Origin of the sequence: Aquamicrobium segne (assembly GCF_042656785.1) — a bacterium.
Classification (GTDB): domain Bacteria; phylum Pseudomonadota; class Alphaproteobacteria; order Rhizobiales; family Rhizobiaceae; genus Mesorhizobium; species Mesorhizobium segne.
Genome location: NZ_JBHSLL010000012.1, coordinates 257,519 through 279,251 on the forward strand (window position 1 = coordinate 257,519; position 21,733 = coordinate 279,251).

At 54.4% G+C, this 21,733-nt stretch carries 23 protein-coding genes; 15 read left to right on the plus strand and 8 right to left on the minus strand.

What is annotated here, in order from left to right:
• Window positions 1-43: 43 nt before the first annotated feature.
• From ACFPLB_RS04515 to ACFPLB_RS04525, 3 genes are all read left to right on the plus strand, one after another.
• Window positions 44-1,033, plus strand: coding sequence for an L-threonylcarbamoyladenylate synthase (locus ACFPLB_RS04515; RefSeq protein ID WP_378228127.1), 990 nt, complete (start codon window positions 44-46; stop codon window positions 1,031-1,033).
• 5 nt (window positions 1,034-1,038) lie between these two features.
• Window positions 1,039-2,463 carry an FAD-binding oxidoreductase gene (locus ACFPLB_RS04520; RefSeq protein WP_378228129.1) on the plus strand — a complete coding sequence of 475 codons (1,425 nt, stop codon included), beginning with the start codon at window positions 1,039-1,041 and terminating at the stop codon, window positions 2,461-2,463.
• 192 nt (window positions 2,464-2,655) lie between these two features.
• Window positions 2,656-3,222 (plus strand): DUF6101 family protein, encoded by a 567-nt coding sequence (locus tag ACFPLB_RS04525; RefSeq protein ID WP_378228131.1) that lies wholly within the window; start codon window positions 2,656-2,658, stop codon window positions 3,220-3,222.
• A gap of 74 nt (window positions 3,223-3,296) precedes the next feature.
• On the opposite strand, the gene ACFPLB_RS04530 is transcribed toward ACFPLB_RS04525, so the two are convergent.
• A complete protein-coding gene (locus ACFPLB_RS04530) occupies window positions 3,297-4,490 on the minus strand; it encodes a porin (protein ID WP_378228133.1) in 1,194 nt (397 codons plus the stop codon).
• 616 nt (window positions 4,491-5,106) lie between these two features.
• A complete protein-coding gene (ubiA, locus tag ACFPLB_RS04535; RefSeq protein ID WP_378228135.1) occupies window positions 5,107-6,090 on the minus strand; it encodes a 4-hydroxybenzoate octaprenyltransferase in 984 nt (327 codons plus the stop codon).
• 165 nt (window positions 6,091-6,255) lie between these two features.
• Here ubiA and purD point away from each other — a divergent pair, with 165 nt between their 5' ends.
• The gene (gene purD / locus ACFPLB_RS04540; protein ID WP_378228136.1) at window positions 6,256-7,560 is read left to right on the plus strand and encodes a phosphoribosylamine--glycine ligase; all 1,305 of its coding nucleotides are present in this window, start codon (window positions 6,256-6,258) and stop codon (window positions 7,558-7,560) included.
• On the opposite strand, the gene pdxH is transcribed toward purD, so the two are convergent.
• The 5 genes from pdxH to ACFPLB_RS04565 all read right to left on the minus strand — a co-directional run bounded on the left by pdxH (window position 7,561) and on the right by ACFPLB_RS04565 (window position 11,521).
• The gene (gene pdxH, locus ACFPLB_RS04545) at window positions 7,561-8,178 is read right to left on the minus strand and encodes a pyridoxamine 5'-phosphate oxidase (RefSeq protein ID WP_378228137.1); all 618 of its coding nucleotides are present in this window, start codon (window positions 8,176-8,178) and stop codon (window positions 7,561-7,563) included.
• A gap of 193 nt (window positions 8,179-8,371) precedes the next feature.
• Window positions 8,372-8,674: a helix-turn-helix domain-containing protein gene (locus tag ACFPLB_RS04550; RefSeq protein ID WP_378228138.1), complete on the minus strand. Its 303-nt coding sequence runs from the start codon at window positions 8,672-8,674 to the stop codon at window positions 8,372-8,374.
• An 81-nt stretch (window positions 8,675-8,755) separates the two neighbouring features.
• On the minus strand, window positions 8,756-9,133 hold the full coding sequence (locus ACFPLB_RS04555; protein ID WP_378228140.1) for a DoxX family protein: 378 nt from the start codon (window positions 9,131-9,133) through the stop codon (window positions 8,756-8,758).
• 280 nt (window positions 9,134-9,413) lie between these two features.
• The gene (locus ACFPLB_RS04560) at window positions 9,414-9,671 is read right to left on the minus strand and encodes a hypothetical protein (RefSeq protein WP_378228141.1); all 258 of its coding nucleotides are present in this window, start codon (window positions 9,669-9,671) and stop codon (window positions 9,414-9,416) included.
• Window positions 9,672-10,825: 1,154 nt separating this feature from the next.
• The gene (locus ACFPLB_RS04565) at window positions 10,826-11,521 is read right to left on the minus strand and encodes an outer membrane protein (protein ID WP_378228142.1); all 696 of its coding nucleotides are present in this window, start codon (window positions 11,519-11,521) and stop codon (window positions 10,826-10,828) included.
• Between the two features lie 496 nt (window positions 11,522-12,017).
• Here ACFPLB_RS04565 and ACFPLB_RS04570 point away from each other — a divergent pair, with 496 nt between their 5' ends.
• The 4 genes from ACFPLB_RS04570 (at window position 12,018) to ACFPLB_RS04585 (ending at window position 15,024) form a co-directional block, all read left to right on the plus strand.
• A complete protein-coding gene (locus tag ACFPLB_RS04570; protein ID WP_378228144.1) occupies window positions 12,018-12,410 on the plus strand; it encodes an RT0821/Lpp0805 family surface protein in 393 nt (130 codons plus the stop codon).
• A gap of 134 nt (window positions 12,411-12,544) precedes the next feature.
• Complete coding sequence (locus ACFPLB_RS04575; protein ID WP_378228146.1) at window positions 12,545-13,477, plus strand: DnaJ C-terminal domain-containing protein; 933 nt, start codon at window positions 12,545-12,547, stop codon at window positions 13,475-13,477.
• Between the two features lie 95 nt (window positions 13,478-13,572).
• Window positions 13,573-14,391, plus strand: a complete 819-nt coding sequence (gene fabI / locus ACFPLB_RS04580) for an enoyl-ACP reductase FabI (RefSeq protein WP_378228148.1) — start codon at window positions 13,573-13,575, stop codon at window positions 14,389-14,391.
• Window positions 14,392-14,433: 42 nt separating this feature from the next.
• Window positions 14,434-15,024, plus strand: coding sequence for a histidine phosphatase family protein (locus tag ACFPLB_RS04585; protein ID WP_378228150.1), 591 nt, complete (start codon window positions 14,434-14,436; stop codon window positions 15,022-15,024).
• Between the two features lie 180 nt (window positions 15,025-15,204).
• Here the strand turns inward: ACFPLB_RS04585 and ACFPLB_RS04590 are convergent, their stop codons facing one another.
• A complete protein-coding gene (locus ACFPLB_RS04590; protein WP_378228151.1) occupies window positions 15,205-15,468 on the minus strand; it encodes a DUF1344 domain-containing protein in 264 nt (87 codons plus the stop codon).
• Between the two features lie 206 nt (window positions 15,469-15,674).
• Here ACFPLB_RS04590 and aroC point away from each other — a divergent pair, with 206 nt between their 5' ends.
• From aroC to ACFPLB_RS04625, 7 genes are all read left to right on the plus strand, one after another.
• Window positions 15,675-16,775 (plus strand): chorismate synthase, encoded by a 1,101-nt coding sequence (gene aroC, locus ACFPLB_RS04595; RefSeq protein WP_378228153.1) that lies wholly within the window; start codon window positions 15,675-15,677, stop codon window positions 16,773-16,775.
• Window positions 16,776-16,865: 90 nt separating this feature from the next.
• Complete coding sequence (ribB, locus tag ACFPLB_RS04600; RefSeq protein ID WP_378228155.1) at window positions 16,866-17,957, plus strand: 3,4-dihydroxy-2-butanone-4-phosphate synthase; 1,092 nt, start codon at window positions 16,866-16,868, stop codon at window positions 17,955-17,957.
• A 105-nt stretch (window positions 17,958-18,062) separates the two neighbouring features.
• Window positions 18,063-18,992, plus strand: a complete 930-nt coding sequence (locus tag ACFPLB_RS04605) for a histone deacetylase family protein (RefSeq protein WP_378228156.1) — start codon at window positions 18,063-18,065, stop codon at window positions 18,990-18,992.
• Window positions 18,993-18,995: 3 nt separating this feature from the next.
• A complete protein-coding gene (locus ACFPLB_RS04610; protein WP_378228158.1) occupies window positions 18,996-19,247 on the plus strand; it encodes an exodeoxyribonuclease VII small subunit in 252 nt (83 codons plus the stop codon).
• Between the two features lie 155 nt (window positions 19,248-19,402).
• The gene (locus ACFPLB_RS04615) at window positions 19,403-19,657 is read left to right on the plus strand and encodes a hypothetical protein (protein WP_378228159.1); all 255 of its coding nucleotides are present in this window, start codon (window positions 19,403-19,405) and stop codon (window positions 19,655-19,657) included.
• A gap of 65 nt (window positions 19,658-19,722) precedes the next feature.
• Entirely contained in the window at window positions 19,723-20,487 is a 765-nt protein-coding gene (locus tag ACFPLB_RS04620; protein ID WP_378228161.1) for a TlyA family RNA methyltransferase, read from the plus strand.
• Complete coding sequence (locus ACFPLB_RS04625; protein WP_378228163.1) at window positions 20,484-21,731, plus strand: class I SAM-dependent RNA methyltransferase; 1,248 nt, start codon at window positions 20,484-20,486, stop codon at window positions 21,729-21,731. The genes ACFPLB_RS04620 and ACFPLB_RS04625 overlap by 4 nt, the downstream gene beginning before the upstream one ends.
• Window positions 21,732-21,733: the final 2 nt, after the last annotated feature.

Sequence of the window (21,733 nt, forward strand, 5' to 3'; positions counted from 1 at the left end):
TAGAGCATGATCCCGAAAAGTTGCAGACTTTTCGGATAAGATTATGCGTATAAACAAAGGGAGCGCCTCGAAGGTGGCTCAGATATTGCCTGCATATGAGGCGTTTGAGCCGGCCCTGGCCCTGCTGCGACAGGGTGATGTTGTCGCTGTTCCCACGGAGACGGTTTACGGCCTTGCCGGCGACGCCACCAATGGCACGGCGATTGCGCGTATTTATGAAGCCAAGGGGCGGCCGCGCTTCAATCCGCTGATTGCTCATGTCAGCGATATGGATATGGCCATGCGGATTGGTTTGTTTGACCCGTTGTCACAAAAATTGGCGCAAACATTCTGGCCGGGACCGCTGACACTGGTGGTGCCGTTAAAGCCTGATGCCAATATTCACCCATTGGCGACAGCAGGTCTTGCGACGATTGCCCTGCGGATGCCGCGCGGCTTTGCGGCCCGGTTGATTGCAGCCTTTGGCCATCCGCTGGCAGCACCCAGCGCCAACACCTCCGGGCGCATCAGTGGCACCAGTGCACAAGCGGTTGCTGCTGATTTAGGAGGGCGCATCAGCCTGGTGGTGGATGACGGGGCAACGCCGGTTGGGCTGGAATCGACCATTCTCAAGGTTGAAGATGGCAAGGTGAGGCTGTTGCGACCGGGCGGAATTGCGGCAGAAGAAATTGAGGCGGCACTTGGTACGCGGCTGGAGCGTGGGGCCAAGGGCATTGAAGCGCCGGGCATGATGGTGTCTCACTATGCGCCTGTTGCCGGGATGCGCCTTGATGTTGGACAGGTTTACCCAGGTGAGGCGCTGCTGGCCTTTGGGTCAAAGCGCGTAAAAGGCGCGGACAGGGCTGCAATGTTGCTCAACCTGTCCCCTTTAGGGGATTTGCGTGAGGCGGCAAGCAATCTGTTTTCTTTCATGCAGCAACTGGATCGCACCGGCGTCAGCATGATTGCCGTTGAGCCTGTGCCGATGCAAGGGTTGGGGGAAGCGATCAATGACCGGCTGGCACGGGCGGCAGCCCCGCGCAACGGGAGTTGAAAGCCATGAGCGATGCTAGTCTTGATCCGGCTCTATTGCAGCGTTTTACCGGGATTGTCGGTGCGCGTCATGCCTTGACCAGCCTGCAGGATATTGCCCCTTATGTGAGCGAACCGCGCGGTCTGTGGCATGGTCGCACCTTGCTGGTTTTGCGACCCGGCAGTGTCGATGAAGTCAGCCGCATCCTGCAACTGGCGACACAAACACAAACACCCATCGTGCCACAAGGTGGCAATACCGGGCTGGTTGGTGGCCAGATGCCGGATGCCAGCGGCGGGCAGGTGGTGCTGTGTATGTCACGGTTAAACACGATCCGGGAAATCGATCCGCTGTCAAACACGATCACTGCCGAGGCGGGCGTGGTGTTGCAAAATGTGCAGGAAGCAGCCGAAAAAGTGGACCGCCTGTTTCCACTGTCGCTTGCTTCACAAGGCTCATGCCAGCTTGGTGGCAATCTGTCTTCCAATGCGGGCGGCACCAATGTTCTGGCCTATGGCAATGCGCGTGAATTGTGCCTTGGCCTTGAAGTGGTGTTGCCGACAGGCGAGGTGTTTGACGATCTGCGCAAACTGAAGAAGGACAATACCGGCTATGATTTGAAAAGCCTGTTTATCGGGGCTGAAGGCACGCTGGGGGTGATTACGGCTGCTGTTTTAAAACTGTTTCCGCAGCCAAAGGGCAAAAAAGTGGCCTTTGCCGGCTTGCCGTCAGTGCAGGCAGCCCTTGGCCTGTTTGGACTGGCCAGTGAGCAGGCGGGCGGCAGCCTGACCGCCTTTGAGCTGATAGGGGGGCGGCCTTATGAGTTTACCCTTGCGCATGGGGCACGGGTGGTGCGGCCACTGGCAAGCGAATGGCCCTGGTATGCGTTGATGGAAATATCTTCCAGCCGCTCTTTGGAAGATGCGGGAGAACTGATGGAAGCAGTTCTGGAGGCGGCGCTGGAGGCCGGGCTTGCAGGCGATGCGGTTGTTTCAGCCAGTGTTGCGCAAGCACAGGCATTGTGGGATTTCCGCGAAAAAATGTCGGAATCGCAAAAGCCGGAAGGTGCTTCCATCAAGCATGATATTTCTGTGCCGATTGCTTCCATTCCTGCCTTTATTGAACAGGCGGAAAAAGAGGTGAAGTGCCTGGTGCCGGGCGCCCGTCTGGTCTGTTTTGGCCATATGGGGGATGGCAATCTGCATTATAATATTTCGCGCCCGGTTGACGCAGAGGACGCTGATTTTCTTGCCCTGTACCGCCCGGTGAATGATGTTGTGCATGCGGTTGTGCGCCAGTTTGGCGGTTCGATCTCGGCTGAACATGGCATAGGCCAGTTAAAGCGCACAGAACTGATTGCCACCGCGCCGCCCGTGGCGATTGATCTGATGCGCCGCATGAAGGCGGTCTTTGATCCTGCGGGGATTATGAATCCTGGTAAGGTTATCTGATTCTGAACGGTGGAGAATTTGGTGATATTTTCCTAACCATCTGGAAAGTCAGCAAAATTTAACCCAGTTTCTTAAGCTGGTCGGTAAGGTGCTCACGCTATCCTGCTTTCATAACGAGGCCGAAACGGCCCGGAGAAGATCGGAAACCAGAAGACTGGAAAACCGGCTCTTTTAAAGAAACAGGAAGGCATTATGCAATCTGGACTGAAACCAGTCTGGGCGGGGCGCGATATGCGTCTCGATCCCTTTCGCTTGCCACAAATGGTGAGCTATGCGGCTTGTGAGGATCAGGCTCATGTGACGCTTACCATCGATCATCGTGGGGCCGTATTGCGCCGCACGCTTGAAAAGAGCGGTCTGCCGGCGGTGATTGCACTGCCAGCCAATGTGTTTCGCGGCGTGGCTGCGCGCGCACTGGAAGATGAGGAGGGCAATGTTACGGTTACGCTGGAACTGCTGCATGAGGACCCGCTTTTGTCCGTGCCGCTTCTGGTTGCGCATGACCTTACCGATATTGCCGCAGACTGGCGCGCCTGGGCGGAAGCCTATCGCTTGCCGATGCTTCTGATCGAGGCTGATGGTGTGGCGCGCACATTGGAAGAATCGCTGGGTGCAGCCATCAAGACCCTGCCGCCGCAGGATCGACGGCAGGGCAGGGCGCCCGCCCGGCGCAGACCGCGTTTTCTTGCCCGTCGCCGCATGGGCAATCTGGGGGTGCGGCTGATTGTTTGCGGTGAGGAAATCATTGCGCGCAATTGAGACCTGTCTTTATCGACCATGACAAAAAACCCGGCAGTTTCCTGCCGGGTTTTTCTGATGATAGCTGCTCTTTTTTAGAACGAGCGCTGGAAGCGGAGGTAGCCGCCCCAGGAGCTTTTGTCTGCGCCTGTCGCCTGTGCCGCAGCGGAATCGATCCTGCGATAGGCAATTTCCGGACGAATCTCAAAGCCGGGAACCATGTTGTAGCGAGCACCAACAACGGCTCCGAAGGTTTTGGCATCGTCATAGGAAAGCTGAACGTCAAGAGCAGCCTTTTCGGTCATCCAGTACTGACCGCCGCCCCAGATGGCCCAGTCGCCACCCCAGGGTGCGTAATAGCTGATTTCACCCTTTTTCCAGTCGGTGCTGGTGTAACCGCCCATCACCCAAAGGCTCAGAGCCTCGTTGACATTAACGTCAAGGCGGATCTTGCCGGTGGTTTCTCCGAAGTTGGAATCGTAAGCGACGACACCTGCGATTTTGCCCCAGCCTTGCGTATATGAGGCACCGGCCACGACATGCGGGACGTAGGAATCAAGAGCCCCGACAATCCCATTGCCGTCTTCAACGCCGATGGTTGCCGAGAAGCCGTTGCCGCCATCAAAAGTGTAGGCGATATAGTGGCTCTTGCCCGGCGAATAGGCAATGATGTCATCATTGATGACCGAGCCGGCTGAATCGGTCAGCGATTCAAACAGCGAGTCCGAATAGGCGATGGTCAGGCCGCCGAGCTGGATGATGGCATGGTCGATTGCCCAATCTTGCTCGGTTGTGGTTGTCAGGCCGACTGGAACCGGCGTACTTGTATCCGATCTGGTAGAAAGAACACCTGTTGTGGTCGTCTCATTGTCGAAGTTCAGGGCGATATAACCACGCAGCGTGCCATATTCGGTTTCCGAGCGGGCATCCAGATTCACCTGAGCGCGCATCAGTTTGTAATAGGTGTCATGCGTCTTGGCATCGAAGCGGTAAACATGGTCTGCGGGTGGGTCGTTCGGGTTGGTGAGAACCCAGTTGCCCGGATTTTTCTTGTCCAGCATATTTTCATGGCCAAGGGCGCCAACGCCGATGTCGTAGCGCAGATAACCCCCGACCTTGAGGCAGGTTTCAGTGCCGGGGATGTAATAGTAACCAGCGCCGTAAACGTCGCAGATGCGGACATATTCGGCGGGTTCGGGTTCAGACACCATGATGGCGTCAGCGGCGCTTGCGCCTGATACTGTGATCAGACCCGCAGCGGAGCCGAGAAGAAGGCTCTTGATATTCATTATGCTCTCCAGTTCAAAACTGAATGGTTTTCTGGGGGCCCGGGAGGGCCGTGGATGAAAAGATCGTGCAAATAGCCCTCTTTCCGTCCCGATTGATTTCCCAGCGAGCACATTATGGCAAGGAAAATTACACCTAAAGGTTGCGAGTTGAGCAAATTGCAACCTTAATGTTGCATGAAAGACACGTTTTGTGCGGCAAAGGCTATTCCAGTGGGTGTCCTGTATCAGAGATTTTCAACTAAAAATAGTGTATTTACAATATATGCAACTTATGAGAGTGTTAAATCCTCGATCTCCAGTCGGGAGAGGCCTTGCCTGAGAGGGGACGCGTAACCTTTTGCAAGGCCTCTATTTTTTTGAAATTACATTCAAGAAAAATTGGGTGCAGGACAAAACATCCTGATCCTAAAAAGCTGCTCATAAGCTTCTCAGGGCACGAAAACAGCACTTACAAGTTGTATTTTTTGAAGGCCTTTACCGAACCCTGTACTGAATACGGTGCGCAAGTGCGCAGAGCATTTTGTGAGTACAGATGGCACCATCTGACGTCGCAGAAATGCAGCTAAAACAAGAGATTAGAGCATCTCATCCGTTTTTCGTGAAAACAAGAAATGCTCTACAGCATCGGCTTGAAAAAGCTCCAGCAGGCGCCGCCAATCAGGCCCAGAAAAACCAGCCAGCCCACCTGATTGTTCGATTTGAACAGTTTGAGGCACTGGTCATTATCATCAATGTCGAGAAACATGATCTGGCGGCTCATATGGACAGCAGCGGCGATCAGCCCGGCCATGGCAGGCATCGGCACCTGAGCATTGGCAAAAGCCACGGCAAAACACATCAGCGCGCCGCTATAGAGTACGACAAGCCATGATTTCGTGTTTTCGCCAAACAGGCGCGCAGTGGATTTAACGCCGACAAGGGCATCATCTTCCTTGTCCTGATGGGCATAGATCGTGTCATAGCCGATCGTCCACATGATGGCTCCGGCATAAAGCAGGATGGCCGGACCGTTGACGTCGCCAAATTCGGCCGACCAGCCCATCAATGCACCCCATGAAAAAGCCAGACCCAGAACGAATTGTGGCCAATTGGTGATTCGTTTCATGAAGGGGTAGGCAGCCACGATCAGCAGCGAGCCAAATCCAAGCAGGATGGTAAAACTGTCAAATTGCAGCAGAACAGCAAGTCCGGCCAGCGCCTGAAGGATGAGAAACAGCCAGGCTTTGGTGCGGCTGACCTGACCGGAAGGCAAGGGCCGCGAGCGGGTGCGTTCAACCTGATTGTCGATATTGACATCGACAATGTCATTATAGGTGCAGCCGGCTCCGCGCATGGCAACCGCGCCAATGAAGAACAGGATCAGCGTTGAAAGCGGTGGCAGCAGCGAGGCAAGCGTATCTTGCGGGCGGGCATAGGCGGAAGCGGCCATTGCCGCCGACCACCAGCACGGCCACATCAAAAGCTGCCAGCCGATCGGGCGGTCCCAGCGGGCCAGTTGCGCATAAGGCCACAGGACACGCGGCAAAATCTTGTAAACCCAATGCCCGCCTGGGGCGTCCGCCACGCGCCCTTGCGCGGTTTTTGATTGAATGGTTCTCATGGCAGATCAAGTGGCAGGCACAGGCAGCAGCGTCAAGGACCCTTCACACCGAAAATCATGTTGAAAACAACCGATATTGCCTCTGCATCTTGACCTTGACGGCTATCGGCCATAGCGCAAGCTCTTTCTGGTTGCGGATATGCCCAAGATAGAGGAGGTCTGCTCATGAAGGTTCTGCTTATCGGCTCTGGCGGCCGCGAACATGCGCTGGCCTGGCGTCTTTCGGCTTCGTCCCTGCTGACAAAACTTTATGCTGCTCCCGGCAATCCCGGCATTGCCCATATGGCTGAACTGGTGGCGCTTGATGTGGAGGATCATGCGGTAATATCCCGTTTTTGCCTTGATCATGCCATTGATCTGGTGGTGGTTGGCCCCGAGGCTCCATTGGTTGCGGGTCTGGCCAATTATTTGCGCGCTGCCGGCATTCGTGTGTTCGGCCCTTCAAAGGCAGCAGCGCAACTGGAAGGCTCCAAAGGCTTCACCAAGGATCTATGCGCAAGATACAAGATTCCGACCGGCGCTTACGGGCGTTTTTCGGCACTGGAACCGGCCCGGGCCTATGTGCGCGAACAAGGGGCGCCGATTGTCATCAAGGCTGACGGTCTGGCGGCTGGAAAGGGGGTGACCGTCGCCATGACGCTGGAAGAGGCGCTGGAGGCGCTGGAAGCCTGTTTTGACGGTTCTTTTGGCAGTGCCGGAGCCGAAGTGGTTGTCGAGGAATTTCTGACCGGCGAGGAAGCCAGTTTCTTTTGCCTGTGCGATGGCAAGACGGCGCTGCCCTTTGGTACCGCACAGGACCATAAGCGCGTTGGAGACGGTGACACTGGCCCCAATACCGGGGGCATGGGTGCTTATTCGCCAGCCCCGGTGATGACGCCTGAGATGATTGAGCGTACCATGCGCGAGATTGTTGAGCCGACTATGCGCGGCATGGCGGAAATGGGACATCCGTTTCAGGGCGTTTTATTTGTCGGCCTGATGATCGGCGAGGATGGGCCAAAGCTCATTGAATATAATACCCGTTTTGGTGATCCTGAATGTCAGGTGCTGATGATGCGCCTGAAGGATGACCTTCTGGTGCTGCTGAATGCAGCGGTTGATGGCCAGTTAAGCCATATGTCCACGCGCTGGCGCAATGAAACGGCGCTGACTGTGGTGATGGCGGCAAAGGGTTATCCGGCGGCACCCGAAAAAGGCAGCATCATCCGTGGTGTTGATCTGCTGGCTGGTGAAGCAGGGGCCGGTGAAGCAGAGGCTGATGAGGAGATAAAAATCTTTCATGCCGGAACAGCATTGCGTGACGGGCAATTGATTGCCAATGGTGGGCGAGTTCTGAACGTCACCGCCATGGGCGCAAATGCTGCTTTGGCGCAGGCTCGTGCTTATGAGGCGGTGTCCCGCATCGACTGGCCAGAAGGGTTTTACCGTCGCGATATTGGCTGGCGCGCCGTGGAGCGCGAACAGCAATAATCAGGGATAAAGCCGTGTTTTTGTCCAGCCCTGTCCTGAGGCGTCGCGTGAAAAGACAATGCGATCATGCAGGCGAAACGGGCGATCATGCCAGAATTCGATTGTCTGGGGCACAATACGAAAACCGGACCAGTGTGGCGGGCGCGGGATAGTGCCGATTGCATGGCGCGCCGTATATTCGGCAACCGATTTTTCCAGCGCAAAGCGGCTTTCCAGCGGGCGCGACTGTTTGGAAGCCCATGCGCCGATGCGGCTGCCGCGCGGGCGTGAGGCATAATATTCGTCGGCTTCTGCATCGCTGACAATTTCCACCGGGCCGCGCAGCCGCACCTGTCGGCGCAATGATTTCCAGTGGAAGCACATGGCAGCCTTCATGGTTGACAATATTTCGCCGCCCTTGGCGCTTTCAAAATTGGTGTAGAAAACAAAGCCATGCTCATCGAAGCCTTTGAGCAGCACCATGCGCACATTGGGCAAACCCTCTTTATCGACGGTTGCCAGTGCAACGGCATTGGGATCATTGGCTTCGGATTTTGAAGCGTCATCAAGCCAGCGTGCAAACAGGAGAAAAGGCTCTTCTTCCTGAGTAAAGTCGTCTTCGGTTGTTGAGTTAACCATTTAAATCAATGCCTTAAAGTCAGATTTTCAAAACCTGTTTCACCACTGAAATACGGGGCTTTTGCCGTGCTTTTTCTAACAGGTTCTGACCTGGAGCATTTCTTGTTTTCACGAAAAACAGATAAAATGCTCTAAGCTCTTGTTTAACCGCATTTCTGCGACGCCAGACGATTCCGTCTGACTGCAAAATGCTCTAAGGAACATCATCTTTCGCTGTCGGGCCGCCTTCGCCTTCAAGAGTGGCAAGGCGTCTTGTAACTGACTGGCTGAATTTTAAACGAACACCGGCTCCATTCGCTCCTTTTTCGGGCAGAAAGACTGCGCCAAGTTCTTCAAGCGTGGAGCGGAGAGCTGCGATTGCTTCATCGTCAGGTGTATTGATGCCGCGCTCAAACATCTCGATAGTTCTTTTCTCCACGCCGGATCTCTCGGCGAGTTTAGAACGACTTATTTCCACGATAGCCCGGGCGGCTTTGCAGATTGATCCAGTTATCATCTTTATCTCAAAAATGGTCTTGAGCTCGAGAGACAGGCTTTGGTTTCAAAAGTGGCTGGCGAAGGGAAGGTGGCAGCCGGTTTATGACCGGCTGTCCAGGCTCCAGGCCCCCGGTCCGGAAAAGACCAGATAGAGAAAGACAAAGCAGAACAAGATGGCAGCATCACCGCCGTTAAGAACGGGAAAGAAGTTTTGTGGTGCGTGGGCCATAAAATAGGCAACGGCCATCATGCCCGACAAGACGAAGGCGACGATGCGGGTTTTGAAGCCGATGACGAGGCAGATACCGCCAATAACCTCAAGAATACCGGCAAGCCCCATAAGGGACATGTAGTTTACGATGCTGCCATCTCCGGGGAAGCCAAAAAGCTTCTGTGTTCCATGTGCGATGAACAGAAGCGACGACATGATTCGAAGGATGGCGAGCGCTTGAGGCTGGTATTGGTCGAGCTGTTGCATTGTATCCCCCAGGGAAAATTTTTGACGACGCCTTATTTAGCATAGGCGGGCGAGATGGTGAACCATGCCAACAGTCGAAATCAGGATCAGCTAAGCCATACAGGCTCATGTGATGACTTGCCTGCCGGGCGCTGGCAAAGGTCGGTGCAGGCTCCGGAAAAACGCATAAGGATGTGATTGGAGCATTTCATTGGTTTTCGTGAAAACAAGAAATATTCTAGCGCCCGAAGCAGAAAAGGCCCCGCTTGTGACAGGGCCTTTTGTTTAAGTGTGGGGCAGTTTAGCGACCAAGCAGGCTATCTGAGAACACCACACCAGCACGTCCGGTGTTATCGTTGATGATTACAGTGGCTTGCGAACCGGCTCCCAAATCTGCTGGAACTGCAACATGAAGCGGTACTGAAGCGGTCTCGCCACTCTCAAACACGATGGTGCGAGCCTGATTGTCATATGAGCGCACCGGGCCAGTGATCGAACCGGCAAAAGCCGACCCTGACAACAGGGCGAAAGCAGCGGCGGAAGCAATAATCTTGATCATAGTCAACTCCTTGAATTGGATTTCAATTTGAAGCGAGACAGTCAGTTGCCTGCCCCGATGACCAAGAGATAAACATTTTTTCGTTCATCGTAAGGTGTTAATGTGTGTCTGGTTCGTTTACTAATATTGAACGACAATGGCTGGAATTTGGCCGTGGCTTTTCTTATGGCGCAACCTTTTTCGTACATCGAAAGGAACTGACATGGACCGCAATTTTGTGCGGGTGCTTCCGCTCGTCTTGAAACATGAAAGCGGTTTTCAAATTATGCGTCAGATCCGGGTTGCGCTGTCAGCGGATGGCTCTGGTGATGGGTAGGTTGGTGAGGGTTACATAAGAAAAGGACCGGCTCCATTGGAAGTTGCCGGTCCTTAAATTGAGTGAATGTGCATTGATTACTTACATTTTTTAGAAATTTCAAAGATGGCGATTTCTATGAAATAAACGACGCACTCTTGTCCTTTTATATTCAATAGCAAGTCACGAGCATTCCATAAATTCAGTATCGCAGCTTCCAGATTTTTTCCATTTTTTGTCTGCGTGAGATGTTGAGTTCGCGTCTTCATCTCTGCTCCCTTTTTTATTTTTTTGACTGCTGGTGAGGCAGTCGCAACTCAAGGCGGAGTCAAGAATGCTTCTAATGTAGGTGAAAATATCAGTGATGCGTGACACCAATTAGTCTTCTGACTTCCTCTGTTACAGCGCGTGCGTATTCGGGAATTTTGGATGTGCGTTCAATCTCTTGTGCAACCGCAAGTGCATCTTTTCCAAATTTTGTAACGAGCGTTTGGGCAGACAGCTTAATGTCATTTTCTTTATCGGATATCGTTTGATGGGTCCTAACAATTCTAAAGGTAGGTCAAATTGATCACGCCTACAAAGGCTCTCTGGCCTGATTGAGCAATGGCTAATTTCAGCGCAGGCAGCGTAGCGCAGTTTTAATCTGACAATCTTGAAAGGAAGCGCATTCCGGTAATAGCAGCCGGTGCCGTCAAGCTGGCGGCTGATCCCAACCTTCGCCCGACAGGGGAAGGTGTGGCGGCTGATAATCTATTTGGTGCAGGGCAATGGTTTGACCGCAAGTCAAATCAGCATGACATATACGCAAAATAAAAGGCCCCGCTTGTGGCAGGGCCTTAATCAGGATGATGGCTGATCAGAATTTGTAGGCGATGCCGAGACGGATGTCGTGGGTTCTTAGTTTGATGGAGTTTCCAGAACCCCAGTCATTATCGAAGTTCTTGTCGCCAAAGTCGCTGAAGCGATACTCACCTCTAATGAGGATTTTATCAGTAGCAGCATATTCGACACCGCCGCCGATATTCCAGCCTGTAAAAGTCTTCTTTTCCCGGAAGTCCCAGTCTCCGGCGCCGTTGTGGTCCATGTTGAATCCGTACTTCGCAGTCGAAAGTCCACCAGCAATGTATGGCAACCACCGATCCATAGCGTAGCCGAGGCGGGCACGAACAGCCGCAGTATACTTGATCTCAGCGCTTGCGACATGACCTATCCAGCCTGGAACGGAAAAGCCGAACTTTGAATCTGCGCTCGAGAGATTAATGTCGGCCTCTACACCTAATACGACATTGTTGATGAACTGATGGTTGTAACCGACATAAAGTCCGCCGAAGAAACCATCAGGGTTGTAATCGAAACTCCAGTTGTAAGTTTCGGTGTGATAAGGAGAGTCGCCCCATCCATACCCAACCTGAGCGCCGACATATGCGCCCGTCCAGTTGAAAGCGGTTGTGATGTTTTCATCCAGAGCAGGCTCGTAAATAACGGCATCAGCGGCCTGAGCCGCAGAGAAAGTCAGCGCGGTTAGCGCAGATGCAAGTAAAAGCTTTTTCATGATCAACCCCCACAAATCTGACGAAAAGACTGATGTCCGGTTGGCGGATTCGTCAATGGGATAATGCTCTTGAGAGGGATGCGCGTTTGCAATCAACTGCTGCTGTGGCGGCTGTGCAACAGGTCAGACTGTTTCTTTACATTTTGGAAAGGATACTTGATGACGAACGTGCTCTCCGGCGCGGGCGATTGCTATTAGATGTACCGCCCACTTCTTGATCTCATCAATCTTTTGGAAGGAACGGATCAAAGCTCACGGTTAAAACAAGAGCCTGGAGCATTTCATCCGCTTTTCGTGAAAACAGGAAATGCCCCAAAATACTGAAAATTCAGGCGGTGTTCAGTAATCTTCTGTTAACTTTGCATCGCCCATAGATTTGATCAGACTTTTATTATTGTGCACCGGAGATAAGCCATTGCGGCAAAGCGCACAGGCTTTAGACAGACAAGGAGGCCGAAACGCAGTTTTTTCAGGCCGTGTCCGGCTGGCGGTTGCCATGGCGCTGCTGCTATCGCTTGGCGGTTGCGGCATGGGCGGTTTCAGCCTCGAGAAAGCCGCAATAGACCGCTCCATCGTGACTGGCAATGTGTCTGCCGCAAAGGAAGGGCAGGTCGAAGATGTCAGCCTGCTGGCCGACCGCATCACCATCCGTAACGCTGCTTCTGCTGCCGATCTGCAAGAACTGGCCGGGCAGCCGATTCCATGGGTCAATGCCGATACGGGTGCGCGCGGGGTGATTTCCAGCATTGCCGAAATCCGTGACCGGGGCGAATTGTGCCGCGTTTTTTCCACCACGCGTGAAAATTTCGATGGTGTTGCCCTTTATAAGGGACGCATCTGCATGGTTGGCGCCGGCAATTGGCGCATTGATGAATTCGGAACGCTTTAAGCCCGGAATGCTTTAAGCCCGGAATACTTTAAGCATGTGCAGCCAGAGGTTTTATCGGCGCCTCTGGAATTTCTTGCCCGGTGAGCGCATATAAGGCCCGATACCAGATCGATCCGTTTAAACAGGCAGGATAGATGCGCGACCCGTATGAGGTTCTGGGCGTTGCAAAAAACGCCTCGGCCAAGGAAATCAAATCGGCTTACAGAAAGCTGGCCAAAAAATATCACCCGGATCAGAACCCGGATGATCCCAAGGCCAAGGACCAGTTTGCTGTGGCAAGCCAGGCCTATGAAATCGTTGGTGATGAAAAACAGCGCGCCGCTTTTGACCGGGGTGAGATTGATGCCCAGGGCAAGCCGCGCTTTCAGGGTTTTGAAGGGGCCGCTGGCGGTGATCCTTTTGCCGCGTTTCGTCACAGGCAGCAGGGGCCAGGTGGTGGGCAATACGGGTTTCGCTCTGCAGGTGCTGGCAGTGACGCCTTTGGCGATGATATTTTCAGCCATATATTCGGGGATGCTTTCAGCCGTCAGCAAGGGGCGGGACCCGGAGGTTCGGGCCGCCGCCAGCAGGCATCACGCGGTCCAGACATGAATGTCGAACTGGGCATAACCGTTGAAGAAGCGGCCTTGACACCAAAGGTGACGGCGCAATTTCCTGATGGCCGCAAAATTGCGGTCAAACTGCCTGCCTATGTTGAAGATGGCCAGACCATACGCCTCAAGGGGCAGGGGGGGCAGGGTTTTGGACAACCGGGTGATGCGCTGGTCAAAATCCGTTTTCTGTCACATCCGCGCTACCGGGTTGAAGGTCGTGATCTTCATGCAGACCTGCCGGTAACGCTGCGCGATGCGGTGCTTGGGGCACGAATTCCAGTGGAAACGCCTGCCGGTAAACTGGCGCTCAATGTGCCGGCATGGTCGAGTTCTGACAAGGTGCTGCGTTTGAAGGCCAGAGGCTTGCCAACCAAAGCAGGCGGCCATGGTGATCTTTATGTGCATGTGCGTGTCATGCTGCCGGATGGGAAAGACAAGGCGCTGGAAGCGCTTATGCGCTCCGGTCAGGAGTAGCTGGCTGTCGAAAGGCGGTCTTTGAGAACTTGAAGCCTGACAGCGCCTGTGCGATAGGCTTGCTTTCAGGCGGATCATTTGCGGAGAATGTTGATATGGCAGGTGGACAGGGCCTCATGGCCGGTAAGCGCGGCCTTATTCTGGGGGTGGCCAATAATCGTTCCATTGCTTTTGGCATCGCAAAGGCGTGTGTTGATAATGGTGCGGAAATTGCGCTGACCTATCAGGGTGAGGCTTTCAAGAAGCGGGTTGAGCCATTGGCGGCAGAACTCGGCGCCCATATTGTCGGTCATTGTGATGTCACCGATCCGGCAAGCCTTGATGAGGTATTTGAAAATGTGGCTGCCCATTTCGGCAAAATCGACTTTGTCGTTCATGCCATTGCCTTTTCCGACAAGGAAGAGCTGGACGGGCGCTATGTTGAAACCACCCGTGCCAATTTCAACCGCACGATGGAGATTTCGGTCTTTTCCTTCACCGATATTGCCCGGCGCGCTGAAGTGATCATGAATGATGGCGGCTCGCTTTTGACGCTGACCTATTATGGCGCAGAAAAAGTCATGCCCCATTACAATGTCATGGGCATTGCCAAGGCAGCCCTGGAAGCCAGTGTGCGCTATCTGGCGGTTGATCTGGGCGGCCGCGGTATTCGCGTCAATGCGATTTCGGCCGGTCCGATCAAGACATTGGCGGCTTCTGGCATCGGTGATTTCCGCTATATCCTGAAGTGGAATGAATATAATTCACCGCTCAAGCGCACCGTCACACCCGAAGAGGTGGGTGATTCGGGGCTTTATCTTCTGTCTGATTTGTCGCGCAGCGTCACGGGTGAAATTCACCATGTTGATTCCGGTTATCATGTTGTGGGCATGAAGGCGGTGGATGCGCCCGATATTTCCACAGTCAAAGACTGATCTTTATTATTTTTGAATAATTTTTGAAGGACGCAAGCAACGATGTCTGCGCCTATCTATATTGTGCGCCATGGTCAGACCGACTGGAACGCCGAATATCGTCTTCAGGGGCAGGCTGATATTGACCTGAATGCGCTGGGGCGCAGTCAGGCAACGCAAAATGGCCATAAGCTGTCGGCGCTGATCGGCAGCGATGTGCACGCCTTTGATTTTGTTGCCAGCCCGATGGCGCGCACCCGCCACACCATGGAATTGATGCGTACGGCCATGGGGCTTGATCCTGCCGCCTATCGTATGGATGAGCGCCTGAAAGAGCTGAATTTCGGTGATTGGCAGGGCTATACATTAGACGAGCTGGAAGCCCTGCATCCGGGAACCGCGCGTGAACGTGCATTCGCTAAATGGGATTTTTGTCCGCCCGGCGACGGGGCTGAAAGCTACCAGATGCTCATGGAACGGGTGGAGCCGGTGTTTCGCAAGTTGCGTGGCCCTGCAGTCTGCGTCACCCATGGCGGTGTGATCCGCTCCTTGTTTTGCCTTGTTGGTACTGTGACAAGGCAAGAGGCCAGCGCCCTTGTCATTCGCCAGGATCGCATCCTGTTGTGGCAGAACGGCACTCTGGAATGGCTGTAAGGCTTGTGCTTGTATTTTAGAGCATGATCTTAAAGCGTGTCGCAATCTTTCAGATTCACGCGACCCGCTTTAAGCATTTGTTTTTACGCATGTCTTTATCTCGAAACTGGTTCTCAAGTCTCGAGAGACAGGCTTTAGAAAAGTTGCAGACTTTTTAGACAAGATCATGCGCATCAACATCTAATCCATTATTTGCATGTCGGTGATGACGTTTTCGCCGTCGCGCACATCATAGGCGATCACCACATCCATGCCGGGCTGGAGCGCATCGACATCCATTTCGGCGTTGAGCTTGTAGGATTTGCCATTATCCAGTGTCATTGTCATCGCGTCCTTGTCGATCTTGCCGATCAGCCCTTCCGCCTGTTCGGCAAAAGCCGCCGTTGAGATCAGCATGAAAGCGGCAATGATGCCGACAAGACGGCGCCCGGTTCTGCTTGACATGAAATGCCCTCTTGGTTTTTTGATTTCGGCCTCAGGCCGGTTGATTTTGCAAGCTTGACGATGTGAACAGAACCAGCCCTTTGTGTCAAAGGTCAGGCGTTGTCGATGATGGTTTGACCACGTGAAAAAACGCCAATAGAACACACGCAACGATTACAGCGGGAGCGGACCTTTACTACGGTTCCGGCCCGAAGGGCAGGTTTTTCATGTCTCATAACAGTTTTGGGCATCTGTTTCGTGTCACCACCTGGGGTGAAAGCCACGGCGCGGCCCTTGGCTGCGTGGTTGATGGCTGCCCGCCGGGGATACGCTTTAAACTGGCTGAAATTCAGGCAGAGCTTGATCGCCGCCGTCCCGGCCAGTCGCGCTTTGTCACCCAGCGGCAGGAGCCGGATCAGGTCAAGATACTGTCTGGCATTGTTGTCGATGAGGATGGCGAGACGATGATCACCACCGGCACACCGGTGTCGATGATGATTGAAAATGTCGATCAGCGCTCAAAAGATTATGGTGAGATTGCGCGCCAATACCGCCCCGGTCATGCCGATTATACCTATGATGTGAAATATGGCTTGCGTGATTATCGCGGCGGCGGGCGCTCATCTGCGCGCGAAACGGCAGCACGTGTTGCAGCCGGTGCGCTGGCCCGCAAGGTCGTGCCGGGGCTGGTGGTGCGTGGTGCGCTGATTTCCATGGGCGAAAAGCAGATTGACCGGGCCAATTGGGACTGGGGCTTTGTCGGCCATGAGGATAATCCGTTCTTTACCCCTGACCCTGCTTCCGTGCCGGTTTTCAGCACCTATCTGGATGGGATCCGCAAGGCAGGGTCATCGGTCGGTGCTGTGGTTGAAATTGTTGCCGAAGGGGTGCCGGCCGGGCTGGGTGCACCGCTTTATGGCAAACTCGATCAGGATATTGCGAGCAATCTGATGTCGATCAATGCCGTCAAGGGCGTCGAAATCGGCAATGGTTTTGAGGCAGCGCACATTACCGGCGAAGAAAATGCCGATGAGATGCGTATGGGCAATGATGGCCGCCCCCGCTTCCTGTCCAACAAGGCAGGCGGTGTTTTGGGTGGCATTGCAACGGGTGAGCCGGTCGTGGCGCGGTTTGCCGTCAAGCCGACATCGTCAATCCTCACACCGCGCCGTACCATTGATACGCAAGGTCAGGATGTGGAACTGCGTACCAAGGGCCGTCATGACCCTTGTGTCGGTATTCGCGCCGTCCCGGTGGGGGAGGCGATGATTGCCTGTGCGATTGCCGATCATTATCTGCGCCATCGGGGGCAGGTGGGAAGCCGGTAACTGGAGACAATCAGCAGGGACGGCTTTCATCTTGCCGCATCTTGCCTTATTTCCTTTGTCGTTCGTTGTTTTTGAAGGCGTGAGCGAGCCATGTATGATCAAAAAAAGATTGTTGAAGCCATTCGCGCTTTTGAACGAGGCGAAATCGTTGTCGTCATGGATGATGATGGCCGCGAAAATGAAGGTGATCTGATCGTTGCGGCTGTGCATTGCACGGCAGAAAAAATGGCTTTCATTGTGCGCCACACTTCCGGCATCGTCTGCACACCCATGTTGCGGGAAGATGCAAGGCGGCTCAATCTTGCGCCTATGGTGGCCGATAATGATTCGGCCCACACCACGGCCTTCACCATTTCGGTTGATTTCAAGCATGGCACCACCACCGGCATTTCGGCAGATGACCGCACCTTGACGGTGCGTAATCTTGCCAATGGCAATGTCGGCCCTTCAGATTTTGTGCGCCCCGGCCATATTTTTCCGCTGATTGCGCGTGAGGGCGGGGTGCTGATGCGCTCCGGCCATACGGAAGCGGCGGTTGATCTGTGCAAGCTGGCCAATCTGCCGCCGGTTGGTGTCATTTCCGAACTGGTCAATGATGATGGTACGGTCATGCGCGGCCCGCAGGTACAGGCTTTTGCGAAAGCCAATGGTCTCAAACAAGTGTCGGTCGCCGATCTGATTGCCTATCGCCAGCGGCAGGAAACGCTGGTCGAGCGAGTGGCAAGCACCGATATTGAAACGCCGGGCGGTAAGGCAAGGCTTTATGCCTATACGTTGCCCTGGGACCCGATGCAGCATCTGGCAATCGTGTTTGGCGATATTCGCGACGGTGAGGAAGTGCCGGTGCGCCTGCATCCGGAGAATGTGGTGGCCGATGTTTTCGGCACCGGCAATCACCTTGACGCCATTGTCCAGTCCATGGGCGAGCAGAAACGTGGGGTGATTGTCTATCTGCGTGAAGGTTCGGTCGGTGTCGGCCAGCAGGAAACCCGCAATCGCGGTGGTGATGAAGAGCATGAAGAGGCGCGCGAGCGTGAAAGTGAATGGCGCGAGATTGGTCTGGGCGCCCAAATCTTGAAGGATTTAGGCATTTCATCGATCAATCTGATTGCTTCGCGTGAACGCCATTATGTCGGGCTTGAGGGCTTTGGCATTCGTATCGTTAAAACCGAGATTGCCTGAAATCATGCCATGAAGATGGTGCGTGATCAGCCGTTTGTTGTTGATCGGCACCATTTGAAAGCGTGAAAACATGGTCAAGTGACGCGCAGACCCCTATATCGGGTCATGGTCACACGTCTTTACAGCCATCCGGCCTGTCTGGAGCATCTAACGCCAGCCGGGCACCCGGAGCGCCCTGATCGGCTGCGCGCCATTGAGCGCGCTTTGCTTGATGAGGAATTTGATGCGCTTGACCGGGTGCTGGCTCCAATGGCTGAGGAGGAGGCGCTGCTTTATGCGCATCCGCAAAACCATATAGACAGCGTGCGGGCAGCGGTGCCAGCAGATGGCATCCACCATTTTGATGGCGATACGGTGTTAAGCCCGAAAAGCTGGGAGGCAGCGCTCACCGCCGTGGGGGCGGCTAATGCTGCGGTGGATGATGTGTTTTCAGGGGTGGCCAGCAATGTTTTTGTTGCCACGCGCCCGCCCGGCCACCACGCTGAAAAGACAAGGGCCATGGGCTTTTGCCTGTTTAACACTGTGGCCATTGCAGCGCGCCATGCGCAAAAAAAACATGGCGCAGAGCGCGTCGCCATTGTTGATTGGGATGTCCATCACGGCAATGGTACGCAAGATATTTTCTGGGACGATCCAAGTGTTTTATATTGCTCGACTCACCAATTGCCGCTGTTTCCCGATAGCGGGCGGCGCAATGAAACCGGGGCCTTTGGCAATATCGTCAATGTGCCGCTGGCCCCAAATACCGGATCGGAAGCGTTTCGCGAGGCTTTTGGTACGCGCATCCTGCCGCGTCTGGATGATTTTGCGCCTGATCTGATCCTCATTTCAGCAGGCTTTGATGCCCATCATCGTGATCCGCTGGCAGATATCAATTTGACCGAGGATGATTTTGACTGGGCAACAGGCTATTTGCTGGAAACTGCGACGCGCGCTTGCAACAACCGGCTCGTGAGTGTGCTGGAAGGTGGTTATGATCTTCAGGGTCTGGCGTTTTCAACCGCTGCCCATATCAGCCGCCTGATGAAAGGATAAAGCATGGATATATCGGCAAATGATGATGTGAAAGCCATGAGCTTTGAGCAGGCGCTCGATGCACTGGAAAAGATCGTCGAAGATCTTGAGCGCGGTGAGGTGGCGCTTGATCAGTCGATCCGTATCTATGAGCGCGGCGAAGCACTGAAGGCTCATTGTGATCGTCTCCTGAAGGCGGCTGAGGACAAGGTCGAGAAGATCAGATTGTCCCGTGACGGCAAACCTGTCAGGGTCGAGCCGCTGGACAGTGAATAGGCATGTTTTGCATGGCCATGAGCAAGCCGTATCTTTGATCTTGCTCATCTCATAACTCTTTGTTGACGCTGATTTTTTCCTTTTTGCTCACCATTTCAATTGGGTTTGTCTCAACCCCGCTCTGTTAGCTTTTGCTCCGGTAAAGGGGCAGGGTGGTGACAAAAATATTTTTGGGCGCAATAGCTGTTTTAATAGTGGTGGCAAATGATGGGCTGGCCGGGTCGTGGCGCGTTGATACCAGCATTGATGAAGCGGCTCGCCAGATTGTAGCCACCAAAATGGGTGAGTTGCGGGGCGGGTTTTCTCTGGATGAAGAGCCTGTTTTTGTCGGGAAGGGCTTGCAGAAAAAAGAACTTGAGCCTTTAAAAGTTCTGCAATATGGGCGCTATCGCGACAAGTCAGATGGATAAGCCCGGATCAGGCAGGTATTGCGACAATGCTTGCGTTCCAGTCCAGCTTTCGCCAATGAAGGCAGATGAAGCCAGATATACCTGCCAGCCAAAGGCTGCGGCTCGATGAATTGCTTGTCGAGCGTGGTCTGTTTGCCAGCCGGTCGCGCGCGCGCGATGCGGTCAGTCGTAAAACCGTGTGCGTTGACGGCATTGTTGTAAGCAAACCGGGGCGCATGGTTGCCGGGGACGCCGCCATTGAAATCAACGATCCGGCGCAAAACTATGTTTCACGCGCAGCCCTGAAGCTGATTGCCGGGCTTGACTGTTTTGACCTCGACCCTTCGGCCAAGAATGCGCTCGATATTGGCGCTTCCACAGGCGGCTTTACGCAGGTTCTGCTGGAGCGCGGGGCTGCCCATGTCATTGCACTGGATGTCGGCCATGGCCAGATGAGCAAAAAAATTGCGACAGATAAACGGGTGACCTGCCTTGAAGGGCTGAATGCGCGTGATCTTGTTGCGGCTGATCTGGGTAATCTGACGCCAGATTTTATTGTTTCGGATGTCAGTTTTATTTCCCTGAAACTTGCCTTGCCCCCAGCGCTGGAACTGGCGGCATCGGGCGCGCAGGGCGTGTTCCTGGTCAAGCCGCAATTTGAGGCAGGCAGGCAGGCCATCGGCAAGGGCGGCCTGCTGAAAAATCCGCAGGATGCAGACGCTGTTGCTGCTGATTTGCAGGACTGGCTCAATGCACAGCCGGGCTGGCGGGTATTGGGTCTTTATCCTTCGCCGATTGAAGGCGGTGATGGCAATCGTGAATTTCTGCTTGGTGCGGTGAAAGACAGATGAGCACACGCTTTTCGATTGAAAAACTGGGCGCGCAAGGTGATGGCGTGGCTCAAACCGAGACGGGGCAGGTGTTCATTCCCTTCACCTTGTCGGGCGAGGTGGTAACGGCTGCCCGTGAGCGCAATCATGACCGTGCCACGCTGATGGCCGTACTTGAAAAATCCCCGCTGCGCATTGAGCCTGCCTGCCGCCATTTTGGTGATTGTGGCGGCTGCGCCATGCAGCATCTGGAAGAGGCGGCCTATCGTGACTGGAAACGGGACCGGCTGGTGCAGGTGTTGAAGGGCGCACGGATTGAGTGTGAGGTGGATGAGCTTGTGGCTTGTGCGCCGCATAGCCGCCGCCGGGTGACATTGAGTGCACGGCGCACCGATGCCGGTTTATTGCTTGGTTTCAACCGGCATATGTCAACGCAGATCGTCGATCTGGACGAATGCCCCATTGCCTTGCCGCAGATTGCTGGAGCACTGGATATGCTGCGCGAACTTGGCAGCCTGATCTGCGCCACGTCAAAAGCCTTTCATATGACGGTGACGGTAACGGCATCGGGGCTGGATGTGGCGGCTTCCGGCTCCGGGCGCATGGGCGAACGCCAGCGCCAGATTGCGGCCAATTTTGCTGTGCGCCATGGGGTGGCGCGCTTGTCGGTGGATGGGGAAATCATCATCGAGCCGCAAAAGCCGGTGGTCATGTTTGAGGCGGCAGCGGTGCCGATCCCGCCCGGTTCCTTTCTTCAGGCAACACAAGGCGCTGAACAGATCATGGCCGATCTTGTTGGACAGCATCTGGCACGTGCCAAAAAAGTCACCGATCTTTTTGCCGGTTGCGGCAGTTTTGCGCTGCGGCTGGCAAAAAAATCAGAAGTTCATGCGGTGGAAGGTGAGGCGCCAGCCCTTGCTGCCCTTGATCGCGGCTTTCGTTATGCTTCGGGCCTGAAGCGGGTGACGACAGAAAAACGGGATCTGTTTCGCCGCCCGCTGACCTTCAAGGAGTTGAATGCGTTTGACGGGCTGGTTTTTGACCCGCCACGCGCTGGCGCACAGGACCAGTGCCGGCAAATTGCGCGCTCCGATGTGCCGCTGGTTGCAGCTGTGTCGTGCAATCCGGTGACATTTGCCCGCGATCTGGCAATATTGCTTGCCGGTGGCTATCGCCTGATCCGGGTGGTGCCGATCGACCAGTTCTTATGGTCGCCGCATGTCGAGGCGGTGGCATTGCTCGAAAAGCCCCGGAAAAGACGATAAAA